We start from the raw sequence: 19,618 nt of genomic DNA on the forward strand, positions 1-19,618 counted from the left end.
ATGAGTGTTTGCCTGACAGGCTTTACGCCTTAAAACCTAATAATAACTACAACAGCAAGGTTGCAAGCACCAATGGGAAACCCAAGCTGCTGAAAGCGAGGTAACTTCCTTCATCTAAACAAACAGTGGATGACATAAATGACCTTGAAGCCTGTTTTTACCAAAACACTGCTAATCGGCTTTTTACTCAGCTTCGCCACCCTCGGTAGAGGGGCTACTGAGACCATCTCAGATGAACAGCGCTTAGAATCCCAGCGTAAGGATTTCCTGGCTGCTGAAAGGGCTCTTGTAAATAAGGATTTTCTGGCTTATCAGCAGTTACGGGAGCAGTTGTCAGATTATCCACTTTTGGTTTATCTGGATTACCAGGAGACCCTGACCAGCATCGAACAGCAATCGGTGCAAAGTATCAGTAATCGATTAAAACGCCTTGAAGGCACACCACTGCAAAAACGACTGGAGAGTCAGTGGCTCGGTTTTCTGGCAAAACACAAACTATGGAAAACTTATCTGCAATTCTCATCAGAAGGCGGCAGCATCAGACAACAATGCCAGCGACTGCATGCCATGATTAAAACCGGCCAATCTGCAAAGGCCTATCCTAAAGTCCCTGAAATTTGGTTAAGTGGCAGATCACGCCCCAAGGTCTGTGATCCCGTATTTAAAAGCTGGATAGCAGCCGGACATCTTTCTGAACAGTTGGTATGGCAGAGAATTAACCTGGCCATGTCACAACGCCAGATTAAACTTGCCAGCTATCTGAAACGCCATCTTAGTCAAGATCAGCAGAAGATCGCTGCGCTTTGGTTAAAACTCTACAAACGTCCTCAGAAGGTTGAACAGCTGGCAAAAATTGACCATCCCTATGTGGATGAAATGGTAATTCAGGCGATCAGAAAGCTGGCCTGGCGTGACATAGAGGCAGCATTCAATGCTTGGGAAAAATTTCATGCTCTTGATATATTTTCCAAGAAGCAGCAACAAAAGGCGGTTTACGCACTCGCAGGTGGATTAGCAAGAGAGCCCGACAAAAAACTGAGTCAGTTATTAAATAAATTATTGCCTGAGCATCTCAAACTTGACAGCGGGCTTTCAGAAAGGGAACTACAGACTGCTCTGCAAGTAAAGGATTGGGGCTGGGTACTGCAAGTTACAGAGACTCTACCCGCTGATAAAAAACAGTTGGGTCAGTGGCAATACTGGCGAGCACGGGCTTTGATAAAACTCGACCGTGTGGATGAGGCAAAACCAATACTATCGAACCTCGCACAAGAGCGCAGTTACTATGGCTTCATGGCTGCCAATCAACTTGGTATTCCGCCCAAACTAGATCATATTGCTTTACAAACTGATCAAGTACTAACAGATCAGGTGGCTCTCAAACCAGGGTTACAGAGGGCGCGCGAACTGCATGTTTTAAACCGACTGTTGCCTGCACGTCGCGAATGGAATCTGGCTCTGTACAAGGCCAAACCTGGTGAACTGAAGGCAGCAGCACGTCTTGCACAACTCTGGAACTGGCCCTCACAGAGTATTATCACCCTGGCAAAACTACGCCAGTGGAACGACCTGGAATTACGCTTCCCTCTGGCTCATCATAAAACCATTACCGGACAGGCTCAGGGACACGGTATAGACCGGGCATGGGTATATGCCATTCTTCGTCAGGAGAGCGCATTCATCAGCGATGCCAAATCTTCAGCAGGGGCGAGAGGGTTAATGCAATTGATGCCAAAAACCGCCAAACAGGTTGCCAGGGAACTAAAGCATTCACCTCTACATCTGGATGACCTGTTTCAGCCAGATGTTAATATCAGACTTGGAACCGGTTATCTGAATAAAATCTATCGACAATTACAGGAGAACCCTGTCTTGGCAACAGCGGCCTATAATGCAGGGCCATCACGGGTGAAAAGCTGGTTACCCGACCAACCTCAGGCCACTGATATCTGGATCGAGACTATTCCCTTTCACGAAACCCGAGAGTATCTGAAGCGGGTACTCTCCTATACAGTGATCTACAACTATCGCCTCGGCGTCCCATCTAGGGTTGTACCGAAAAAGTGGTTAGCGCCGATAGAGGCGAGGCATACATTTTCAGGTGTCTGATTCCAGACTGAGTGGTAATTCATCTCTCTCCTGAAAATCATCCTGAGCTTGTGGACGCTTGGCATTGAGCCTGTTTTTCACCTTGCCAACCAACTCAGGGTCAGTCACAACTTCGTAGAAGCACTCTTCTGACTGCTCTACACGTTGAGTCTGGTCATCTCTCTTCCAGGTTTTTATGATGGCCTCTCTAATCACAAGCCAGTGCGCGCTACCTCTCCGATCGACAAAGCGACCGACATGGTAATTATCTGTGTAACCAGAGTGGCTACTCACCTTCAGCTTATGCAGCACCATTTCAGATTTGAGTTTTTTAAAGGCAGGCTGAGCAAGCTCGATGCCATTCACATTGAATCGCAAACGACGAGCCCCTTTTGACTCATCTCCACTGTCATCAGTAAACACCTCAACACGATGCCTCAGGCTCTTACGCCAGCTTGTATCATGACGCAACTCAGATGAGCATGATGAAAGCCTGTCAGCCTCATTGATTGCTGGAGAGATCATGATTTTGCGTTGCTCATCGTATAGATAAGCTGGTGAATCATCACTAAAAGAGATCCCCAACCCCAACTCCAGTTTTGGTAGATTATGGGCTCTGTTCTGACTATTCTGAGCTTCCATGACTAGTAGAATTTTCCGCGCCAATCCACAGGCGTTGGCAACGGTCATCGCCTGAGTCGTCATAGCTCCTGTTTCCAAAACTGTGAGAATAAGCGCATCACCTTCGACAAACACCTTCTTCGCGCCAAAACGATCAAGTAGTTTGGTGATCGGTCCAAAAAAATTCATACTGAAATGGGTAGCTGGATTAAGTCGCTTCTCCACAAGCTGGCGTGTGATTTCAGTAGAGCCTCTGACATCCGCTTTCAGAACCACATGAGCCTTGATCTTTTTCTCTTGTACATCTGTATCTTGACTGAGTCTAAACTCATATAGACTGCCGTTATCCCGTGATAGCTGTATACTTTCGCCATCCTGTAAAATCTTCAAACGATTCATCTGCTGGTAGGTATAGTAAGCCAGCTTCAGATCACGACGAAAAGATAAAAAATCCTTGAGATAGCGAATCGCATAACCTTGCTGTTTGGCGGCAGGCATACGGCGCACATAGCCATGTACCACATCAAGTGCTTTGATTACCGCAACCCCCTTATCTTCAGTTGTTGCGAGTTTCTTGGACAGGGCTCTCTTTGGCAATACATCTATCAGATAGTGATAGATATCCCGACTGGAAACCTGACCACTTAACTGCCGGTAGAGTCTGGGTGTACGATATGCGGCGATTGCTCGATGGGTAATCCCCGATCGATCAAAGTGTTTGAGCAGATTCGTCTGCAACCGCTGCTGTATTTTGTCATATTCAGGGTTTTTCCAAAGACTCTTTCGCTGCTTATCTTGGCTACGAGTAAACCAACCACCTTTAGCATCAGCTGGCCTCTGTAGAAGTAGATCCACATTTCTCGGATCGTCCAGCCAGCTGACAAACATTTCTTTAAACTCTTGCTCCGAAAGATTCCGCTCCAATAATCTCTGTCCTTCAAGAAACTCTGAAAAGCCACTGTGAAGTTCACGCTGAGTTATCTGAAACTGAGTAGTCTCGCTCGCTGATGCTCTATTTTTCTCAGTAGTTTCACGCTGCTTGGCCCACTCAGGAAGGAATTCAGCATAGACCTCGGTGACAAAATGGTTGGTCAGATCGAAGATATTATCTCCCTCACGATCCACACAGATTAGTGGATAGTGATTTATGAAATACTCTTCACTGGTCAGGTCAGGCAGGTGTAATAAGGGGTTGAATAAAATTCGTTTGGAGACTACCCAGGAGCTGCCCACCACAGATTTGCGCATCTTGCGCAACTCTTTTGATTCCAGGCGCTGTACAATTTTAAAAAGTCGGCACAAGGTGCGATAACGAATTCCCGGCTCAAGGCGTGCCAAGGCTACAATACGCTCATGCATCTCCATGGATTTACCACTATGCATACCCGTGGTTGACTCTGCATCCTGCTGTAACTTACTGCGCAGCTTGGCTAAACTGGCCATAGGTGCATTAAGCATTAGCTTCAGTAGAACCAAATGCAGCATTTGCAGAAGCTCTTTAACTGCCGCGTTAGCGTGTATCTGCTCAAGGGCACCTTGCACGATGCTACGATAGTTCGATTTAAAGGCCTCGATATCACTGCCTGAAGTGGGTTGAGCTAAGTTTGCCCAACCATGTTTAGCCAGGTCCTCCTGAACAATACGCTCCACCACAGATAATAGGGAAGCACGGAATTGATGACTGATCGCCACATCGATATGGCGATTATCAATCCCGATCTGAAACTGCTCCAGGCTCACCCGCCAAGATGGACATCGACGAAGCGGCGCCAGGAACTCTCCGACATCCGTTTGAGTTGCCAATATTGCTCTATTCCCCATTTCGTTTTCTATCACTGACCTGTCTAGTACTCATCCTAATCTTTCAAAATAAGGATAGCTAAGAAACCGCTGAATCAAAACACCGCATCATAATTAAAACTCTTATGAAACTCAGCTAGTTACACCAATTGAGTCTAGATGATGGCAGTCAAGAATTAAACATTACTAAGTGAGATTCATTCACATCCGAATAAAAATGTGATCGAAGTTTGTTTTTTGTACATCGATCAATTAAACCGCTCACCCTAAACCCCGAAAGCACTAACAGTCATTGATTTAGGGCCTGCTAACAAGTCATGCCCCCTTATCAAGAGAACCATAGTGCCAAATCCAGCAACACCTGATCGTAGTTAACCACTGATATCTGTCGTAAGGGAATAGTGTGCCACATCAATTAATGGTATTTATGCTCACACACTGGGTGACCCCATTAACGCCACATGATTTTGTGAAAAATCTCTCTGGCTCTTAGCGTAAATTCGGTAACTTTCAGAAACAGCGCGAGTGGTGATTAAGGGCAGTGACACTGACTTTTGAGCTGAAATCAAGAGTGAGATAAACGGCTAGGACGAAACAATAAAGCAGAGGCCACGCCATGCATATTCTGACACCCATTTTGGATTGGCATGAAATCTTCGCTCATCATCGAATAATCGATAACGCAGGTAAGATGAAATTTAGCGATCAAGCATTGTTGCAAGCAGTTGATCTTCCAGTTCTATTCTTACTGCTAACTCTTCACCCAGTTGAGACAGATCTTCAGCCAAATGATCCAACTGAAGCTCATGGTCAGATAGATCATAGCGATCATTGAAGTTAACTGCGACTTCACTTGCCTTGACGAATTCAGGATATATATCCTCAGCGACCTTTAGCACACCACTACGTCTTTCATTTCCATTGCTCACATAGCCAAAAACCTCAAAATGGCCAAAAGCAGTGTAGTCAATCAAAACCTGACAAAATGTCTGCAACTGCTGATCGAGTGAACTCGAGCGATGATAGGGCTCAAGACCAGCGACCTCACAAAACAGAACCAACACCTCTTGTCTCTCTTTCAAGAGTTTGTCAATCAAATCTCGAGTGACTGTTCTACGCTCTTCAACTACTCCCCCTTGAGAACTCATCAAGACCCTCCGTAACGGTACTTATATATTTTCATTTAATCCGTGCTGCACAACAAACTGAAAACCATGCTTTCAGCAGCGGTTGACTAATGCGGATTAGGAATACAGAACCACACATTAGTCTGTGTCGCCAATTGTATAGCAAATGCCGATAATATCACGCATTTTTATCTATTAGGGATATATTGCCAAGATTAACCCGATGAGCAAATAGTTTCCTCTCAGCCGCCGTGAGCCCCTATTTAGGGTAATTAAATTGTCAGGGGCATCTAGTGGGCCATATTGATTGCTATTATTAGACTTGCGCCATAGTATGATGCGCGGGGGGGGATATCACCCCTGAAAAGGTACTATTCACCTCTCACTAATTCGTGTTGATATCAGCCACAATGGAGAAGCTTGAGATATTCAATACCAATAAATAGTTTACGCCAGTGACTTGTACCTTAAAGCAATATTTACAAAATCGGGAGAGTGTCGTTTTCCTCCCGCATCAAGGTAGGACCATATAATGCCTGCATTCAAACTCCCTACTCATCATTACTCTATCTGGCTGTTGATCGTACTATCAGTGGTGATCCCATTGTGTTCAGCAGATACATCTCCAGCCCGGATCATGAGCAGAGCGATGCTGAGTATGATGGATACTATGGGTAACCTGGCCCATCAGTACAAACGTGGAGATGACTGGAGCTACAACAATTGGAATCGTTCTCGCAGCTACCGACCACCGACAATTCCCGCTTACCCGGAAGGCTACTATTCTGAGCAGCGCCCTCCCCTTTATGACCCCGAACCCTATTATCAGGATCCAATGCAATCTGAAGTTGACGGTATCTGGTTAGGCCGCGGTGGTGAAATTGTGCTGGTGATGTATGGTTATTTCCGTATATATGCTGACGCTGAAACCTACCAGGATGGGCGTTACCATATTGATGGTGATTTGTTGCTGATGCAGGATCCTGAATCCGGGTTAACTCAAAAGTATCAGTTTGTATTGGAGAGCGGCCGAATGATTATGCGGGACAAACATGGAAACTATTTGCTGTTTAAACAACTCCCAATTCCTGTTCCACCCTACGCACTCATTCCTCAAACTGAGCCTGTACAACAGCCTGAAACCGATTCAGAATAGTTTTCAATACTCGCTTCCTGTAAATGTTTATCTCAAACTATTGCCATATTCTTCAATCCGGTTAATATTTTGCTTGCAACTATATGGCGCTGTCTATTGCCAAAGGAAACTGTTCCCGTGCGAGTGGAAAGTGTTGGCGCAAACATCGATTTGGATATCGTAAACACTTCTTCGGGCTTCGCATTAGCGTGTTTGATACTGGCCTCTCTTCCCAAGTCCAATCATTGGTTTGTGTGAGATACCACATTGATTCGAAATTTCAGCTGCAATTAAATCCATACTTAGTGATCCGTAATGAATGAATGGCGACAATCTGATATACACAAAACCCTAAAATCATGGCATGGTCAGACGACAGGGAAAAGATGATGAACAGGATTTGCATACTTGGCGGAACCGGCTTTGTTGGCCAATGGCTAGTTGCGACTTTGAGCAAACGGGGATACCCATGCAGACTGCTATGCCGACACCCACATCGCCATGCAGGACTAAAGGTTCACCCCAACATCGAACTGGTCAAGGCTTCACAATTCGACTCCCCCACCCTGCAAAAGCACTTCTCTGGATGTCAGACCATTATTAACCTGATTGGCGTGCTCAACGAATCGAGTAAACTGACTTTCAGGAGTATTCATATCGATCTGGTTGACCATGTCGTGGAGGCAGCCATCAAGAGCGGAGCCACCCGGCTACTACACATGAGCGCCTTACATGCTGATGCAGGAAAGGGATCGAGCGAATATCTACGCAGTAAGGGGGAGGGAGAAAACAGGGCCCACACCCACGGCAGTTCTGCCCTGAAGGTTACCAGCTTCCGGCCTTCAGTGATTTTTGGGCCAGATGACTCATTTTTCAATAGATTCGCAGCCTTACTGAGGCTTTCACCTTGGATTTTTCCTCTGGCCTCACCTCATAGCCGTTTCGCTCCGGTCTATGTTGGCGATGTAGCTGAAGCTTTCACGCGCACAATTGAAAATCCTGATACCACGGGCGCCCACTACGACCTGTGCGGCCCTGAAGTCTATACACTGAAAGAGCTGGTCGAGTATACCGCCAACCAGTTAGGTCTCCGCCGCATAGTCCTGCCACTGAATCCAACGCTTTCACAATTACAAGCAATCGTACTTGGAAAATTGCCAGGCAAACCCTTCACGATGGACAACTATCAATCCTTGCAGACCGACAGTATCTGCAGCAGGAATGGACTCATCGAGTTGGGTGTAGCGCCACAATCCATCCAAAGCCAGGTACCCTGCTATTTAGCCAAGCAGGGATATCGCAGCCGTTTCAACCGCTATCGCCAGGTTATTAAACCTAAAAAAATCAGTTGACCGCTCCATTCTAATAGCAGGTTCCTGATTTTGTAGAAAATAGCTTCGATGCACATGGTCACCTGTTGGGTGAATCACGCTACAGCATGCATTTTGCTCGATAACCTTAGCAAAATGCTTGATGACAAGCCTGGCTCCTACCTGAAAAGCAAAACCAGTCACTTTTACATAGCCATCAAAATATAGACCGAATAATTGCAATATTAGAAAAACTATATATACTGCTCTTTCAAATCATCGACTAGCAGTAATTACTGATGATCAAGCAGTACATATTTTTAACAATCCTACTAATCAGCAGCAGTTTGTCTGTGGCTGATCCCATACTCGCGACCACTAACCTGTCGGATATCTCTACGACAGCGCAAAAAAACCATACGCCAATCGTGGTGGTTTTTGAGTCTGAGACCTGTGGTTACTGTAGACGATTGAAGCAGGAGATCCTGCAGCCCCTCTCAGAGACAATCTCCCTGCAGCCTCCCGTGGTGATGGAGTTCGATATCTTTTCCGGTGGAAAAATCACTGATTTCAATGGCGACAAGATACGCAGTCGTCAATTCAAAGAGAGATATCATATCTTTGCAGTACCGACGCTGTTAATTCTCGACCATGAAGGAAATCCTCTGGCTGACCCGATTGTTGGTTATAATTCCCGAGAAGAGTATCAGGCGCTTCTTCGCTCATCACTTGATGCATCCTACGATGCGCTGAATTAAACCTGAACTCCATAGGTTAAAAATAACCCCTGAACGAGACAGCCAATGTCGCCTCAAGCTTTAGCGTCCCTGCTAGTAGCCGGACTTATAAATCTACTGCTTGTCTGCTCAGTCAATGCGGATCAAAACAGATTTCCTGTCGCCGATGACCTCTACAAACTTGGCGCGGAAGCTGAAAAAAGAGAACTGCCGATCCTGCTGCTGATATCCCAATACCATTGCGAATATTGCGAGCGGATGAAGCGTGAAGTTCTGCAGCCCATGCAAACCAACAAAGATTTTCAGAACCGGGTTCTGGTCGGGGAGTTGATGATCGATGCCGGTGAGAAGGTGGTCGATTTCCAGGGCAAGCAGGTTGAATCAGCTGCATTCTCTCAGCGATATGGGGTATTCGTAACCCCTACCCTACTCTTCCTGGACAATCAGGGTAGGGAGGCCGCAGAGCGCATTCTCGGTATCAACACCCTCGACTACCTGGTCTTCTATATCGAGGATGCGATTGAAAAGGCCACAAAAAAGAGCTTTGGGAAGTAATCTACCTGAAAAGATCTGATTATTTTCGGCTTCACTTCTCCGCGTGAGCATAGATAAGTCTGCTCGCTAATCCTGTAGATCTCCAATACCAGTTCCTGAACGATTACTGTTTGATCTCCGAATCAATAGAAGTGCAATGCTTGGTGCGGCCCTGCCGCACCATAAGGGCATAGATTCTCCAGAAATCCTCTAATTTGTCTCGTGAAAGTGAAACTCGCTCCAGGCATCACAACTCAACAATGAACCATACTCTGTTGACAATATCGGCCCTTTCTCAATTTTCAATCAGCCATAGTTTCAGTGAATCAGGTAATGGATACTCAGGAAATCTGAGACGGAACTGTTCAAGCTGTTGTTTTGCTGCCTGAAGCTGATTTGACTCAATCAACAACTCAATCTGATTCAACCAGGCCACAGGAGTAAGTTCGGCACCCGTTTCGCCGAACGCTTGCAATTCAGCCTCTCGCTTCTCATTTGAAGCTGTATCGAGTGAACGCCTCATCTTGGGGGTTAAAGCCTGGCGCCTGATGGTGGATGATGAATCGGCACCGGTTGCGCTCTCCTCGATAGAGTAAGGCAGGGCGGGTGCGCTCGCAGGAGCTGCCGGCACAGGTGCTTTTTTCAAATAGATATCCGCTTCAGGATAGCTATCCTGTTTTAGTATGGTTGGCGTTTTTAACTGCTGTGATGGTTCATATGGCAACTCTATCAAAGGCAATGACAATCCCACGCCCAACAGAACCAATGCTGCGGATGAGAGCGGAACAATCCAGCGATTGCGGCGCTTGGATGCAACCTTTCGAGCCTCACTCAAAATTGCTTGATCCAGCGCTTCAGAAGGTTGCTCTTTTCTGCTAGCCCGATAAAGTGTTGTGAGCTGAGAATCATCTGGCAATTTCTGTGATCTGTTCACAAACACTCCTCCAACAGATTTCGTAATTGCTTTAAGGCATAACGAAATCGGCTTTTGACTGTCTCTCTTCCAACGTCGATCATTGAAGCGATCTGCACCAGACTCAATCCGGCCTCCTCTTTCAAGAGAAAAACCTCACGCTGTTCGGCAGGCAGATCGGTCAGGTGCTGCTTCAAGCGGTCACTGCAATCCTCATCTACCATTTTATCCTCGAGTGTCTTGCCGGGATTTGCGACTTCCGCTAGCGCCTGATCATCTTTCACCAGGGTCAAATGGTGTCGGCGGTGACGATCGATAAGAAGATTGCGTGCTATACGAAAAATATAGGCCTTGAAAGCACCTTCCTGAAAGGGTTTGGTTGCAGTAATAATGCGTGACCAGAGATCCTGATAAATCTCTTCAGCATCCCCCCGCTCAGAACAGCTGCGTAGTAAAAACAGATATACCGTTTGACGATAACGCTGATAAAGCACCTCAAATGCACCATTATCGCCATTGCGAAAATGACGAAACAGCGCTTCATCACTCTGCTCTGAGCTACTCATGCATCGATATCCTCAAAACAAATAGATCTTATACAACTCAAAGTTTATACCTACCGATCATTTCCATACCGCAATTTTTAACCGCTTGCCCCACTATCCCCTCACCCGATCCAGAGTGAGGAAATAATAAGACACGTCAGCGGAGTGTAGAGATATTTATGATCTAGTTAGTATTCAGTGACAATGGAGAAGCTTCTAAGCTACCAGCCAGTCTGACCAGACGTATAAATTCACCCCGATAACCAAAACGATCCCCCCCTCGAGCTGCATTTGCAAGCTCTGCTGCATCTTCATAGTCAAAAGACTCAGTATAGCGACCTCCCCTGAGCAGCTGAGAAAAACCAGCCACCGCAGCACTGAAGCGGTAATCATCGCTGGTATTATCCAGACTCTGTTCCAATCCAGAGATCATAATCGGTTGCTCTATCAGATGTGACCGCTCTTGATCAGGTTGTTTATAACGCAATCTTAAAAAGGCAAGTTCCTCAGACGGAGGATTACCGCTGCTGGGGCTACCATAACGCAGAGGTGACAAACGCTGCCCCTCACTCTCAGTCAAGGCTATCTCATACAGTGCAGTTACCGTATGACCCGCGCCGATATCTCCGGCATCAACCTTGTCATTATTGAAATCCTCCCTCGACAATAACCGGTTCTCATAGCCGATCAACCGGTACTCAGCAACCCTGTCCGGGTTCCACTCGATCTCAATTTTCACATCCTTGGCGATAGTCTCGAGGGTGGCACTCAACTCCTCAACCAGGACTTTTCGTGCTTCATTTATATTATCTATATAGGCGTAGTTGCCATTCCCCTTATCGGCCAACTGCTCCATCAGATGGTCATTATAGTTCCCCTGACCGAAGCCCATCGTAGTCAATGAGATACCTCGCTGGCGCTGAGCTTCAATCAGCTCAATCAAGCGTCTGTGATCGACCGTTCCCACATTGAAGTCACCATCAGTAGCTAAGATAACCCGGTTAATACCCTCTGCGATACGCCCCTGTTCTGCCATCTCGTAGGCGAGCTTGATTCCCGCTGAACCATGGGTCGAACCACCTGCATCAAGCTGTTCCAGTGCGCTGATGATCTTTCCCTGTTGATCACCGGCCGTAGGCTCCAATACCACCCCCGAAGCGCCGGCATAGACAACCAGTGAGACCCGATCATTTTTGTTCAGCTGCTTAAGCAGTAATCTAAACGCAGATTTAAGCAACGGCAGTTTACTCTGATCACTCATTGATCCTGAGACATCGATTAAGAAGACCAGATTAGCAGCCGGACGTTCAGCTGCCGACATCGAGATCCCCTGGATACCCACATGTACCAGCCTCGTTTTAGTGTTCCAGGGCGTAGGGCCCAATTCAGTGGTTAGAGAGAATGGGTGTGTATTCGGTGCTGGATTTGGGTATTGATAGTTGAAGTAGTTGATCAACTCTTCAGCTCGAACAAGATCCTTGGGCGGCATTTGACCCTGATTGAGAAACCGCCGTACTAGGGCGTAAGCCCCACTATCCACATCGACACTAAAAGTAGAGACGGGTGACTGAGCCACTGAGTGGACGCCATTTTCCGTCAGCTCACCATACCTTTCCCGATCGATCCCTGCTGAAGGTTGCCGAATTGCGCCTCTAGCAAACATATTTTGATGTTCCTTTGCTTTTGAAGCCGCTGGATAGGTTATCGATGACTGAGCATCCGCTTCAGCTGAATAGAGGATTCGTTGTTGTTGAGGTGATGGCCTCTGCACCACCCTCCGTTTCTGAATTTCAGCCTCCAGTAGAACACCAGAATCTGTTTGGGACTGTTTATGTGCTTCTTGCGAAGACCCGCAGGCAGCCAATCCCCCTGTCAGGATGATCACAGAGAGTGTGATTATCTGTTTATGTAACTTCATTACCTTCTCCCGATTGGTCTGATTTTCACAGCAGACGCTGATGAAAAATTGTTAGTGTCATTAGGGAAAACGCAGATGGCATGGAAGTGGGGTTAAATGGGTTGAAATTAATAACAAACTCGAACAGTACGCCTTTTGAATTCCCGGTTCGACAAGAGCGAGAAGCGCAGGAAAAACAGAATATCAAAAGGCGCACTGTCCAGGTTTAAGGTAGGGTGGGGCCACGCCCCACCAATAGCCATGCTAAAACGTAGGGTGCGATCCTACCGCACATTTTTATGATTATGTATCAGAATCCATTTTCCTCCTTTCCACGCAGAGAGACTGTGAAAGCATTCATCCTCTTTCCCACGCTGGATCGTGGGAAAGAGTAAAAGTGATGTTCAAGGCTAGAAACGCGATCCAGATGCTCTTCTAATATTCTACGAACTGGGACGGTTCTATATCTATGATGCCTAAGTCGACCCTTAGAGCCCTGGTTACGTTTTTTCAGTAACCGGAACAACAATGGCGCGCTCTTCTTTGTCTGCTGCTTCTACAAAACACTCACGCCACTAGATGGTTGGATATAGATGTTGACCATCTTGGCTAAAATGTGTCACATGGAAGTTAAAACTGAATGATTGGTTTTATTACTTGAGTCTCCGACAGTATTAAAATATCTTGGTAGTCTGGATGTGTGATATGTCATGTATTCTGAGCTTATACAAAACTCTACAGCTTATTCAGTCGCTATTGCGCTTTTTACGTTGAAAGCTGGAATTATCTATAAAAGGAAAAATAATGAATATAGTCAGAGATGATGAAACATATGATTCGAATCAAGTGGTAATGCTAAAAAACATAGTTGCCAGTTTTAAACGCATACTTGAACTAAATGGTGTCGATGAGGAGATGATATATAGTATCTCTAGTGATCTGGCATTTGATGTATGTTCGATAATTGATGGCAGCACAGTCATGGGTAATGAAAGAGCCCCGGTTATACCATTTTTAACTTTCTGTAAAAACGAAGAAGAAAAAGAGACGCTTATAATTAATGACAACGGATCATACATGCATGAAATGACTCATGATATGATCGATAAAATATTCGAAATTGACTAGTAATTACATTATTAGACGCTGCGGCTGATCAGGTAACATATCCTGTCGCTTGTCCTCGTTCCCAGGAGATTATGCCGCGATGGGATTTTCTAGCTACGTATTCAAGATTTGTACCTACCCATCCAGAACGACCGCTACAACTATCTTCCTTTTTCGCTACCCTTGTTATCAGATCATTAAGACAGCGCATAAACCAACCGATTGACATCAGTTGGTGGGTTAGCTAGAAATGTACAAAAAAATTAATGAGTTGGCAACTACAACAGGATTGGTTATAGAAGGCACTAGTGCTACAACAACTATCTACTCTGCAGCTAAGTAATGCTTAACAACATGTTTGGTCTGGATTCATTTTATCTTTTTATTGCCTTGCTGTGCCTCTGGGTAATTTTGTCAATCCTGGGAAAATATCATCTAATATTAAACAGGGGAAAGTTGTGGTTTGGAGCTATAATTGTATCAATCATAGGCGCAGCAATCCCTCTTATTTTGATTAGTGAAGGTATTGTTAGTAGTAAACCAGGAAATATTATTATTTCTGGATTTTCAGCTTTTTTTATTGCAATACTTGCAGGAAGACTTGCTAATAAAAAATAACCTGAATCCTTGACTTCAAAAGCAATTAAAAGACCTGAGATACCAGGACAGCAGTCAAGTAAAGATTTGGGACATCATTAACTTCGGTGATACTTAAAGCTATGGAGTACTATCCAGCATGGTGCGGCAGGGCCGCACCCTACTTCACTTTGTCTATAACTGTGCGTAACCCTGTAAAAGGATGTCTATCCTGAGAGTCTGATCTACCAAAAGCTTAACGATTACGATTTGATAAGTGCAAGGTGTAGGGTGCCGGCTCTGCCGCACCATCACGATCTGTAGATCCAAGCTGTCAGTTTAGCTGCTCATCAGGTGGTTTCGTTACAGTTGGATATGGTGCAGCATTGCCACACCCAACAATTGAAATTCACAAACGCTCACACATGTCCCGCATGGCAAAGCCCTGCATACTGAGCTGCAGATCCTTCAAAAGCCCCAGTACTTTAAAACGCTCTCCCATCTCCGAAGGGAGGGTAAGACGCTTTACGCCTTGCATCAAGGCCATATGACGAACCACATCTTCAGGATCAGAGTCAGCCAATAGGGTATCGAGTCCGTTGGCAATCAGAAAATGAGCCTGGGTGGTATAACCACCCAATCTAAAACCCGACTCAAGTGCAACCTTCGCAGCTGATGTAAAATCGACCTGACAGGTAATATCCTGAATACCCACCCAGCGAAATGGATCGCTGTGGGCACGGTGGCGATAGTGGCACATCAGAGTCCCTTCATTACGTTGAGGATGATAATACTCTGCGCAGCTGTAGCCATAGTCGATCAATAAAACAGCACCTCGCCTGATAGCTTGTGATAGTGACTTCAACCAAGCCGCCTGTCGAAGATTGATCTCCGAAATATAGCCTGATTCGAATCGCCCAATATTGCCTTGTAACTGATCCACTGCTTCAGTGAGACCTGGTGTGATCGGAGTTTTAAAGCAAGCCTTTAAATTCTCCCCATCAAATTCAACAAAACACTCCTCAACTTGCCCATCCACAACTCGAAAGCGGCTGACTGGCATGGCATCCAGGAGTTCATTCGCCACCACACATCCAGAGAAATTCTGGGGCATGGCATCCAGCCAGATGACCCGTTCAATTAAATCTGGCACCCGCTCTCTCAGTAGTTCTTTTTGACGTCCTTGCAGCTCTGGGCTGACTTCCAGAATGAGATAGCGGGAGGGCAGCCGTTCTAGTGCTGCCAATTCAGTCAGCATATCCGCCGCCAGTACGCCAGAACCTGCACCAAACTCCAGTATTTCGCCATCAGGCATTGCCGGCAACAGTTGGGCAATCTGTCTTGCCAGACACTGAGCGAAGAGAGAGGAGACTTCAGGTGCAGTAATAAAATCACCCTGGTCACCGAATTTTCGACTCCCAGCAACATAATAGCCAAGGCCCGGCGCATAGAGGGCCATTTCCATGAACTGATCAAAAGGGATGGCGCCACCTGATTGATCGATAGCGCGCAGAATTTGACGCATCAATCGTTCGCTTACCACTTGTGCTTTGGCATCCGGCATCGGCAAGGTTGCCCGGGAATTGGCTGATTGGGCTGTGAGACAGTCCGGCATAGTACAGAAACCTTTTTGAATCCGTTAGAGTAGACACTACCATTCAACCACGGAGTCCCTCGATGACGCAAAACCGTTCCAGTCTGTCAGGTCAAACTGCCTTGATTACAGGAGCAGCACACCGGATAGGAGCAGCCATCGCCACCGAGTTACACAATCAGGGGATGGATATACTGCTCCACTACAGAAGTTCGAAAACAGCGGCTGAAAACCTTAAACAGCAGCTGGAGCAACAGCGTCCGGACTCGGTCAGTCTGCTGCAGGCCGACTTGAACGATACTACTCAGTTATCGGCTCTGATTGATCAGGCTGAGCAGAGCTATCAGCGCCTCGACCTATTGGTTAACAACGCTTCCAGCTTCTATCCCACTCCGATGGAGAAGGCTACAGAGGCCCATTGGGAAGATCTGATGGGCAGCAACTTAAAGGCCCCTTTCTTTCTCTCTCAAGCGGCTGCACCTCTACTGCGCGAGCATAAGGGGTCAATTGTCAATCTGGTGGATATTCATGCCCTGCGACCACTTAAATCCCATCCAATCTACTCTATTGCCAAGGCAGGCAATGCTATGCTTATAAAGACGCTGGCGCGTGAACTGGGACCGGAAATCAGGGTCAATGGTATTGCACCAGGGGCCATTCTCTGGCCGGAACAGGGGTTGAGCGATGAAGAGCGCCAAACGATACTTGATCGTACTGCCCTGAAACGTCCAGGCAGTGAAGCGGATATTGTCAGCACTCTTCTGTTCTTACATCGCGATGCACCTTACATCACAGGACAGATCATCCCGGTTGATGGTGGTAGAACACTGCAACAATAAGAAATTGGAAACTCTAAGATGAATGAAACAATCTCGGGACTGAATTTCAGACAAAGTGTCGATCATATGGTGGATAGGGCGCTCTCCTATATGGATCTCGATCCCGGCATCGCCAACGCTATTAAGAGCTGTACTTCTGTTCTACAGGTCAGTTTCCCGGTGGAGATTCGAGGCAAAGTTGAAGTTTTCACTGGCTGGCGTGCGGTCCACAGTATCCATCGCCTGCCTGCCAAAGGTGGGCTGAGATATTCAGTATCGGTTGATCAGCAGGAGGTAGAAGCCCTGGCTGCCTTGATGACTTATAAGTGCGCCATCGTCGATGTACCCTTCGGCGGATCAAAAGGTGGCTTATACATTAACCCAAAAGATTACAGCCGGGATGAGTTAAAAGTCATCACCCGCCGTTTCGCCCGGGAGTTGGCCAGCGCAGGTTTTCTCAGCCCCGCTACCAATGTTCCTGCTCCTGATATGGGCACAGGGCAGCGAGAGATGGCCTGGATCGCTGATACCTATAAACATCTGAATCCCGAGGATATCAATGCCCTCGCCTGCGTCACTGGAAAGCCTGTGGCTCACGGTGGAGTCAATGGACGCACCGAGGCAACCGGACGCGGCGTACAGTACTCACTGCAAGAGTTTTTCCGTCATAAGGAAGAGCTACGTGCTTGTGGTCTTGAGGGCGAACTGGAAGGGAAACGCATCATCATCCAAGGTTTAGGTAATGTTGGATACCATGCTGCAAAATTTCTTACCGAAGAGGATGGGGCCAAGATCATCGGCATCATTGTACGTGATGGCGCCATCGTCAATCCGGAGGGCATTCATGTTGAAGAGGCCTACTACCACCGCTGCGCCCATGGTGGTCTTAAGGGATTTGCTGGCGGTGAGTTTATAGAGGATGGTGCTTCGATACTCGAATATGATTGCGACATACTGATTCCTGCTGCTATTGAGTCTGCAATAACAGAAAGCAATGCGCCCAAGATACAGGCCAAACTAATTGCTGAAGCAGCAAACGGACCAGTAACTTTCGAGGCTGATCGAATCCTGCGAAACCGTGGCATTACCATTCTTCCCGACGCCTATGTGAATGCCGGTGGTGTGGTAGTCTCCTATTTTGAGTGGATACGCAATCTCAGCCATATGCGCTTCGGACGTATCGAACGACGGTTGGATGAATCCCGTGGCCGCCACATCGTCGCAGCACTTGAGCACGCCAGTGGCCAGAGTGTGCCTGATTGGATCAGCACCAGACTCTCAAAGGGTGCAGATGAGCTTGACCTGGTACGCTCCGGTCTTGACGACAGCATGCGTCTTGCGCTGCAAGAGATCATAGATGTTCGCAAGCGAATGCCTGAAATTGAAGACTATCGTACTGCTGCTTACATCATCGCATTACAAAAACTTGCCCGTTCCTATTTAGATATCGGTGTTTGATTGTAGCAACCTTCAAGTTTCATAGCAGATTGCTGTTTTAGTGGACTCAATCGCTTTACAAGCGAGTAATTTTATATAAGAATTTACTTCCTGCAGCGATAGCAAAGTAGTTTTTCAAGTTATCGTCCGATTGATCATTCTGATACACCCTCAGGGAACGACAAATTGAACATGGATACGCTTTGCAAACAAAATTGTATATTTCGCGTTGTGAAAAACAGTATCGCACGCGCCACCTTGATTTCACTCAATACGACTACGTCTTGTTATTAATCATTTCTGTGATTTGACTGTGTCAGTGCCGGATAGTCGTATTACTCTAATAATAACTTTGAGTGAATAACTGACCGGTCATGATAGAACAGCATCGGAATGCTTGATCCAAAATAATATAAAAACTTAAAGCTTTCCTGAAGATGCATGTTCTAAATTCACAGCAGTGCAATTAATAAAAAACACATATGGAAATAACCTAAAGAGGAACTTAAACATGGCATTAATGCAATGGGTAGACGAGAAATACAGCACAAAAGTTGACATATGCGATAACCAGCACAAGGAACTGTTTAATCGTGTCAACGCGTTGAATGATGCGGTTTCTTCAGGCGCCCGCCCGGATGTAGGCACGCGCCTGGATAGTCTTATCGATTATGTTGTAGAGCATTTTGAATCAGAAGAACGTTTGATGGAGGAGCGAGGCTATAAAGGGCTCGATGCTCACCGCCAGGAACACAGTCAACTGGTGCAGACCTGCGCCGATCTTCAAAAGAAGTTCCATGCCGGTGAAGCGGATATCGAAGACGGCACTATGGTGTTTATAAAAAATTGGCTGGATCACCATATTCCAGTTATCGATAGAGGCTACAGTTCAGCGCTTAGTAGCTAGAAAACCACAGCATACGATAAGGTGAATTGGGCTGCATCAAAACATAACATAATGCTCGGACTCTGATCTGCTCTCCCACACGGATTTCAGTAGCAGAGTACGCAGTCCCAGATAGATCATCTATTCATCGTCTTGATACCCCGGGTGTCCCCCCACCTCGGGGTATTTTTTTATCTTCCCCGTCAATTCAAGAGAAACAGATTCAACGGATGATTAGTATCTGGGAACACTGCTTCCCTTTTAACTTCGATCATTCTCATGTTTCCGGCTGTACCCCTACTCCCCTCTCCCCTCGCGGGAGAGGGGCTGGGGGAGAGGGGGGTTCATCAACACTATTTTCTTGATCATTACTCTGCACAACAATGATTGATCGGATCGTACTGTATACGCTGTAGTTTCTATAAGCGCATAGCGCACACCCTCTCCCCAACCCCTCTCCCGTCAAGGGCGAGGGGCTTTTTTGAGTAGTCGT

General features: G+C 46.5%; 16 protein-coding genes. 10 read left to right on the forward strand and 6 right to left on the reverse strand.

What is annotated here, in order from left to right; translation table 11 throughout:
• The first annotated feature begins 138 nt into the window (after positions 1-138).
• Positions 139-2,109, forward strand: coding sequence for a transglycosylase SLT domain-containing protein (locus AC4IFB_RS04420; protein ID WP_490779484.1), 1,971 nt, complete (start codon positions 139-141; stop codon positions 2,107-2,109).
• On the opposite strand, the gene AC4IFB_RS04425 is transcribed toward AC4IFB_RS04420, so the two are convergent.
• On the reverse strand, positions 2,098-4,530 hold the full coding sequence (locus AC4IFB_RS04425; RefSeq protein WP_490778340.1) for a nucleotidyl cyclase domain-containing protein: 2,433 nt from the start codon (positions 4,528-4,530) through the stop codon (positions 2,098-2,100). The genes AC4IFB_RS04420 and AC4IFB_RS04425 overlap by 12 nt on opposite strands.
• Positions 4,531-5,207: 677 nt before the next feature.
• A complete protein-coding gene (locus tag AC4IFB_RS04430; RefSeq protein WP_490778341.1) occupies positions 5,208-5,657 on the reverse strand; it encodes an Rsd/AlgQ family anti-sigma factor in 450 nt (149 codons plus the stop codon).
• Positions 5,658-6,273: 616 nt separating this feature from the next.
• Between AC4IFB_RS04430 and AC4IFB_RS04435 the strand changes: the two genes are divergently transcribed.
• The 4 genes from AC4IFB_RS04435 (at position 6,274) to AC4IFB_RS04450 (ending at position 9,373) form a co-directional block, all read left to right on the forward strand.
• A complete protein-coding gene (locus AC4IFB_RS04435; protein WP_490779485.1) occupies positions 6,274-6,792 on the forward strand; it encodes a hypothetical protein in 519 nt (172 codons plus the stop codon).
• Between the two features lie 368 nt (positions 6,793-7,160).
• Positions 7,161-8,123: a complex I NDUFA9 subunit family protein gene (locus AC4IFB_RS04440; RefSeq protein WP_490779486.1), complete on the forward strand. Its 963-nt coding sequence runs from the start codon at positions 7,161-7,163 to the stop codon at positions 8,121-8,123.
• Positions 8,124-8,434: 311 nt separating this feature from the next.
• Complete coding sequence (locus AC4IFB_RS04445) at positions 8,435-8,839, forward strand: thioredoxin family protein (RefSeq protein WP_490779487.1); 405 nt, start codon at positions 8,435-8,437, stop codon at positions 8,837-8,839.
• Positions 8,840-8,884: 45 nt separating this feature from the next.
• Complete coding sequence (locus tag AC4IFB_RS04450; protein ID WP_490778345.1) at positions 8,885-9,373, forward strand: thioredoxin family protein; 489 nt, start codon at positions 8,885-8,887, stop codon at positions 9,371-9,373.
• A gap of 274 nt (positions 9,374-9,647) precedes the next feature.
• Here AC4IFB_RS04450 and AC4IFB_RS04455 read toward each other — a convergent pair whose 3' ends face one another.
• From AC4IFB_RS04455 to AC4IFB_RS04465, 3 genes are all read right to left on the reverse strand, one after another.
• Entirely contained in the window at positions 9,648-10,286 is a 639-nt protein-coding gene (locus AC4IFB_RS04455; protein ID WP_490779488.1) for a hypothetical protein, read from the reverse strand.
• Positions 10,283-10,831, reverse strand: a complete 549-nt coding sequence (locus tag AC4IFB_RS04460) for a sigma-70 family RNA polymerase sigma factor (RefSeq protein ID WP_490778347.1) — start codon at positions 10,829-10,831, stop codon at positions 10,283-10,285. Before AC4IFB_RS04460 ends, AC4IFB_RS04455 begins: the two co-directional genes overlap by 4 nt.
• A gap of 163 nt (positions 10,832-10,994) precedes the next feature.
• Positions 10,995-12,728, reverse strand: coding sequence for a vWA domain-containing protein (locus AC4IFB_RS04465; RefSeq protein ID WP_490779489.1), 1,734 nt, complete (start codon positions 12,726-12,728; stop codon positions 10,995-10,997).
• Between the two features lie 783 nt (positions 12,729-13,511).
• Here AC4IFB_RS04465 and AC4IFB_RS04470 point away from each other — a divergent pair.
• Positions 13,512-13,835, forward strand: a complete 324-nt coding sequence (locus AC4IFB_RS04470; RefSeq protein WP_490779490.1) for a hypothetical protein — start codon at positions 13,512-13,514, stop codon at positions 13,833-13,835.
• A gap of 321 nt (positions 13,836-14,156) precedes the next feature.
• On the forward strand, positions 14,157-14,432 hold the full coding sequence (locus tag AC4IFB_RS04475; protein ID WP_490778350.1) for a hypothetical protein: 276 nt from the start codon (positions 14,157-14,159) through the stop codon (positions 14,430-14,432).
• Positions 14,433-14,799: 367 nt separating this feature from the next.
• Here the strand turns inward: AC4IFB_RS04475 and AC4IFB_RS04480 are convergent, their stop codons facing one another.
• The gene (locus tag AC4IFB_RS04480) at positions 14,800-16,005 is read right to left on the reverse strand and encodes a class I SAM-dependent methyltransferase (RefSeq protein WP_490779491.1); all 1,206 of its coding nucleotides are present in this window, start codon (positions 16,003-16,005) and stop codon (positions 14,800-14,802) included.
• A gap of 62 nt (positions 16,006-16,067) precedes the next feature.
• Between AC4IFB_RS04480 and AC4IFB_RS04485 the strand changes: the two genes are divergently transcribed.
• The 3 genes from AC4IFB_RS04485 to AC4IFB_RS04495 all read left to right on the forward strand — a co-directional run bounded on the left by AC4IFB_RS04485 (position 16,068) and on the right by AC4IFB_RS04495 (position 19,146).
• The gene (locus AC4IFB_RS04485) at positions 16,068-16,823 is read left to right on the forward strand and encodes a pteridine reductase (RefSeq protein ID WP_490778352.1); all 756 of its coding nucleotides are present in this window, start codon (positions 16,068-16,070) and stop codon (positions 16,821-16,823) included.
• An 18-nt stretch (positions 16,824-16,841) separates the two neighbouring features.
• Positions 16,842-18,260 (forward strand): Glu/Leu/Phe/Val family dehydrogenase, encoded by a 1,419-nt coding sequence (locus tag AC4IFB_RS04490; protein WP_490778353.1) that lies wholly within the window; start codon positions 16,842-16,844, stop codon positions 18,258-18,260.
• A gap of 490 nt (positions 18,261-18,750) precedes the next feature.
• Complete coding sequence (locus AC4IFB_RS04495) at positions 18,751-19,146, forward strand: bacteriohemerythrin (RefSeq protein WP_490778354.1); 396 nt, start codon at positions 18,751-18,753, stop codon at positions 19,144-19,146.
• Positions 19,147-19,618 lie beyond the last annotated feature (472 nt).

The sequence above is a fragment of the Candidatus Thiodiazotropha sp. AKIB8 genome, from assembly GCF_058244675.1.

Coding starts and splice junctions, on each gene's coding strand:
- AC4IFB_RS04420 (WP_490779484.1), top strand. CDS start 139: ATGACCTTGAAGCCTGTTTTTACCAAAACACTGCTAATCGGCTTTTTA.
- AC4IFB_RS04425 (WP_490778340.1), bottom strand. CDS start 4,530: ATGGGGAATAGAGCAATATTGGCAACTCAAACGGATGTCGGAGAGTTC.
- AC4IFB_RS04430 (WP_490778341.1), bottom strand. CDS start 5,657: ATGAGTTCTCAAGGGGGAGTAGTTGAAGAGCGTAGAACAGTCACTCGA.
- AC4IFB_RS04435 (WP_490779485.1), top strand. CDS start 6,274: ATGAGCAGAGCGATGCTGAGTATGATGGATACTATGGGTAACCTGGCC.
- AC4IFB_RS04440 (WP_490779486.1), top strand. CDS start 7,161: ATGAACAGGATTTGCATACTTGGCGGAACCGGCTTTGTTGGCCAATGG.
- AC4IFB_RS04450 (WP_490778345.1), top strand. CDS start 8,885: ATGTCGCCTCAAGCTTTAGCGTCCCTGCTAGTAGCCGGACTTATAAAT.
- AC4IFB_RS04460 (WP_490778347.1), bottom strand. CDS start 10,831: ATGAGTAGCTCAGAGCAGAGTGATGAAGCGCTGTTTCGTCATTTTCGC.
- AC4IFB_RS04465 (WP_490779489.1), bottom strand. CDS start 12,728: ATGAAGTTACATAAACAGATAATCACACTCTCTGTGATCATCCTGACA.
- AC4IFB_RS04470 (WP_490779490.1), top strand. CDS start 13,512: ATGAATATAGTCAGAGATGATGAAACATATGATTCGAATCAAGTGGTA.
- AC4IFB_RS04475 (WP_490778350.1), top strand. CDS start 14,157: ATGCTTAACAACATGTTTGGTCTGGATTCATTTTATCTTTTTATTGCC.
- AC4IFB_RS04480 (WP_490779491.1), bottom strand. CDS start 16,005: ATGCCGGACTGTCTCACAGCCCAATCAGCCAATTCCCGGGCAACCTTG.
- AC4IFB_RS04485 (WP_490778352.1), top strand. CDS start 16,068: ATGACGCAAAACCGTTCCAGTCTGTCAGGTCAAACTGCCTTGATTACA.
- AC4IFB_RS04490 (WP_490778353.1), top strand. CDS start 16,842: ATGAATGAAACAATCTCGGGACTGAATTTCAGACAAAGTGTCGATCAT.
- AC4IFB_RS04495 (WP_490778354.1), top strand. CDS start 18,751: ATGGCATTAATGCAATGGGTAGACGAGAAATACAGCACAAAAGTTGAC.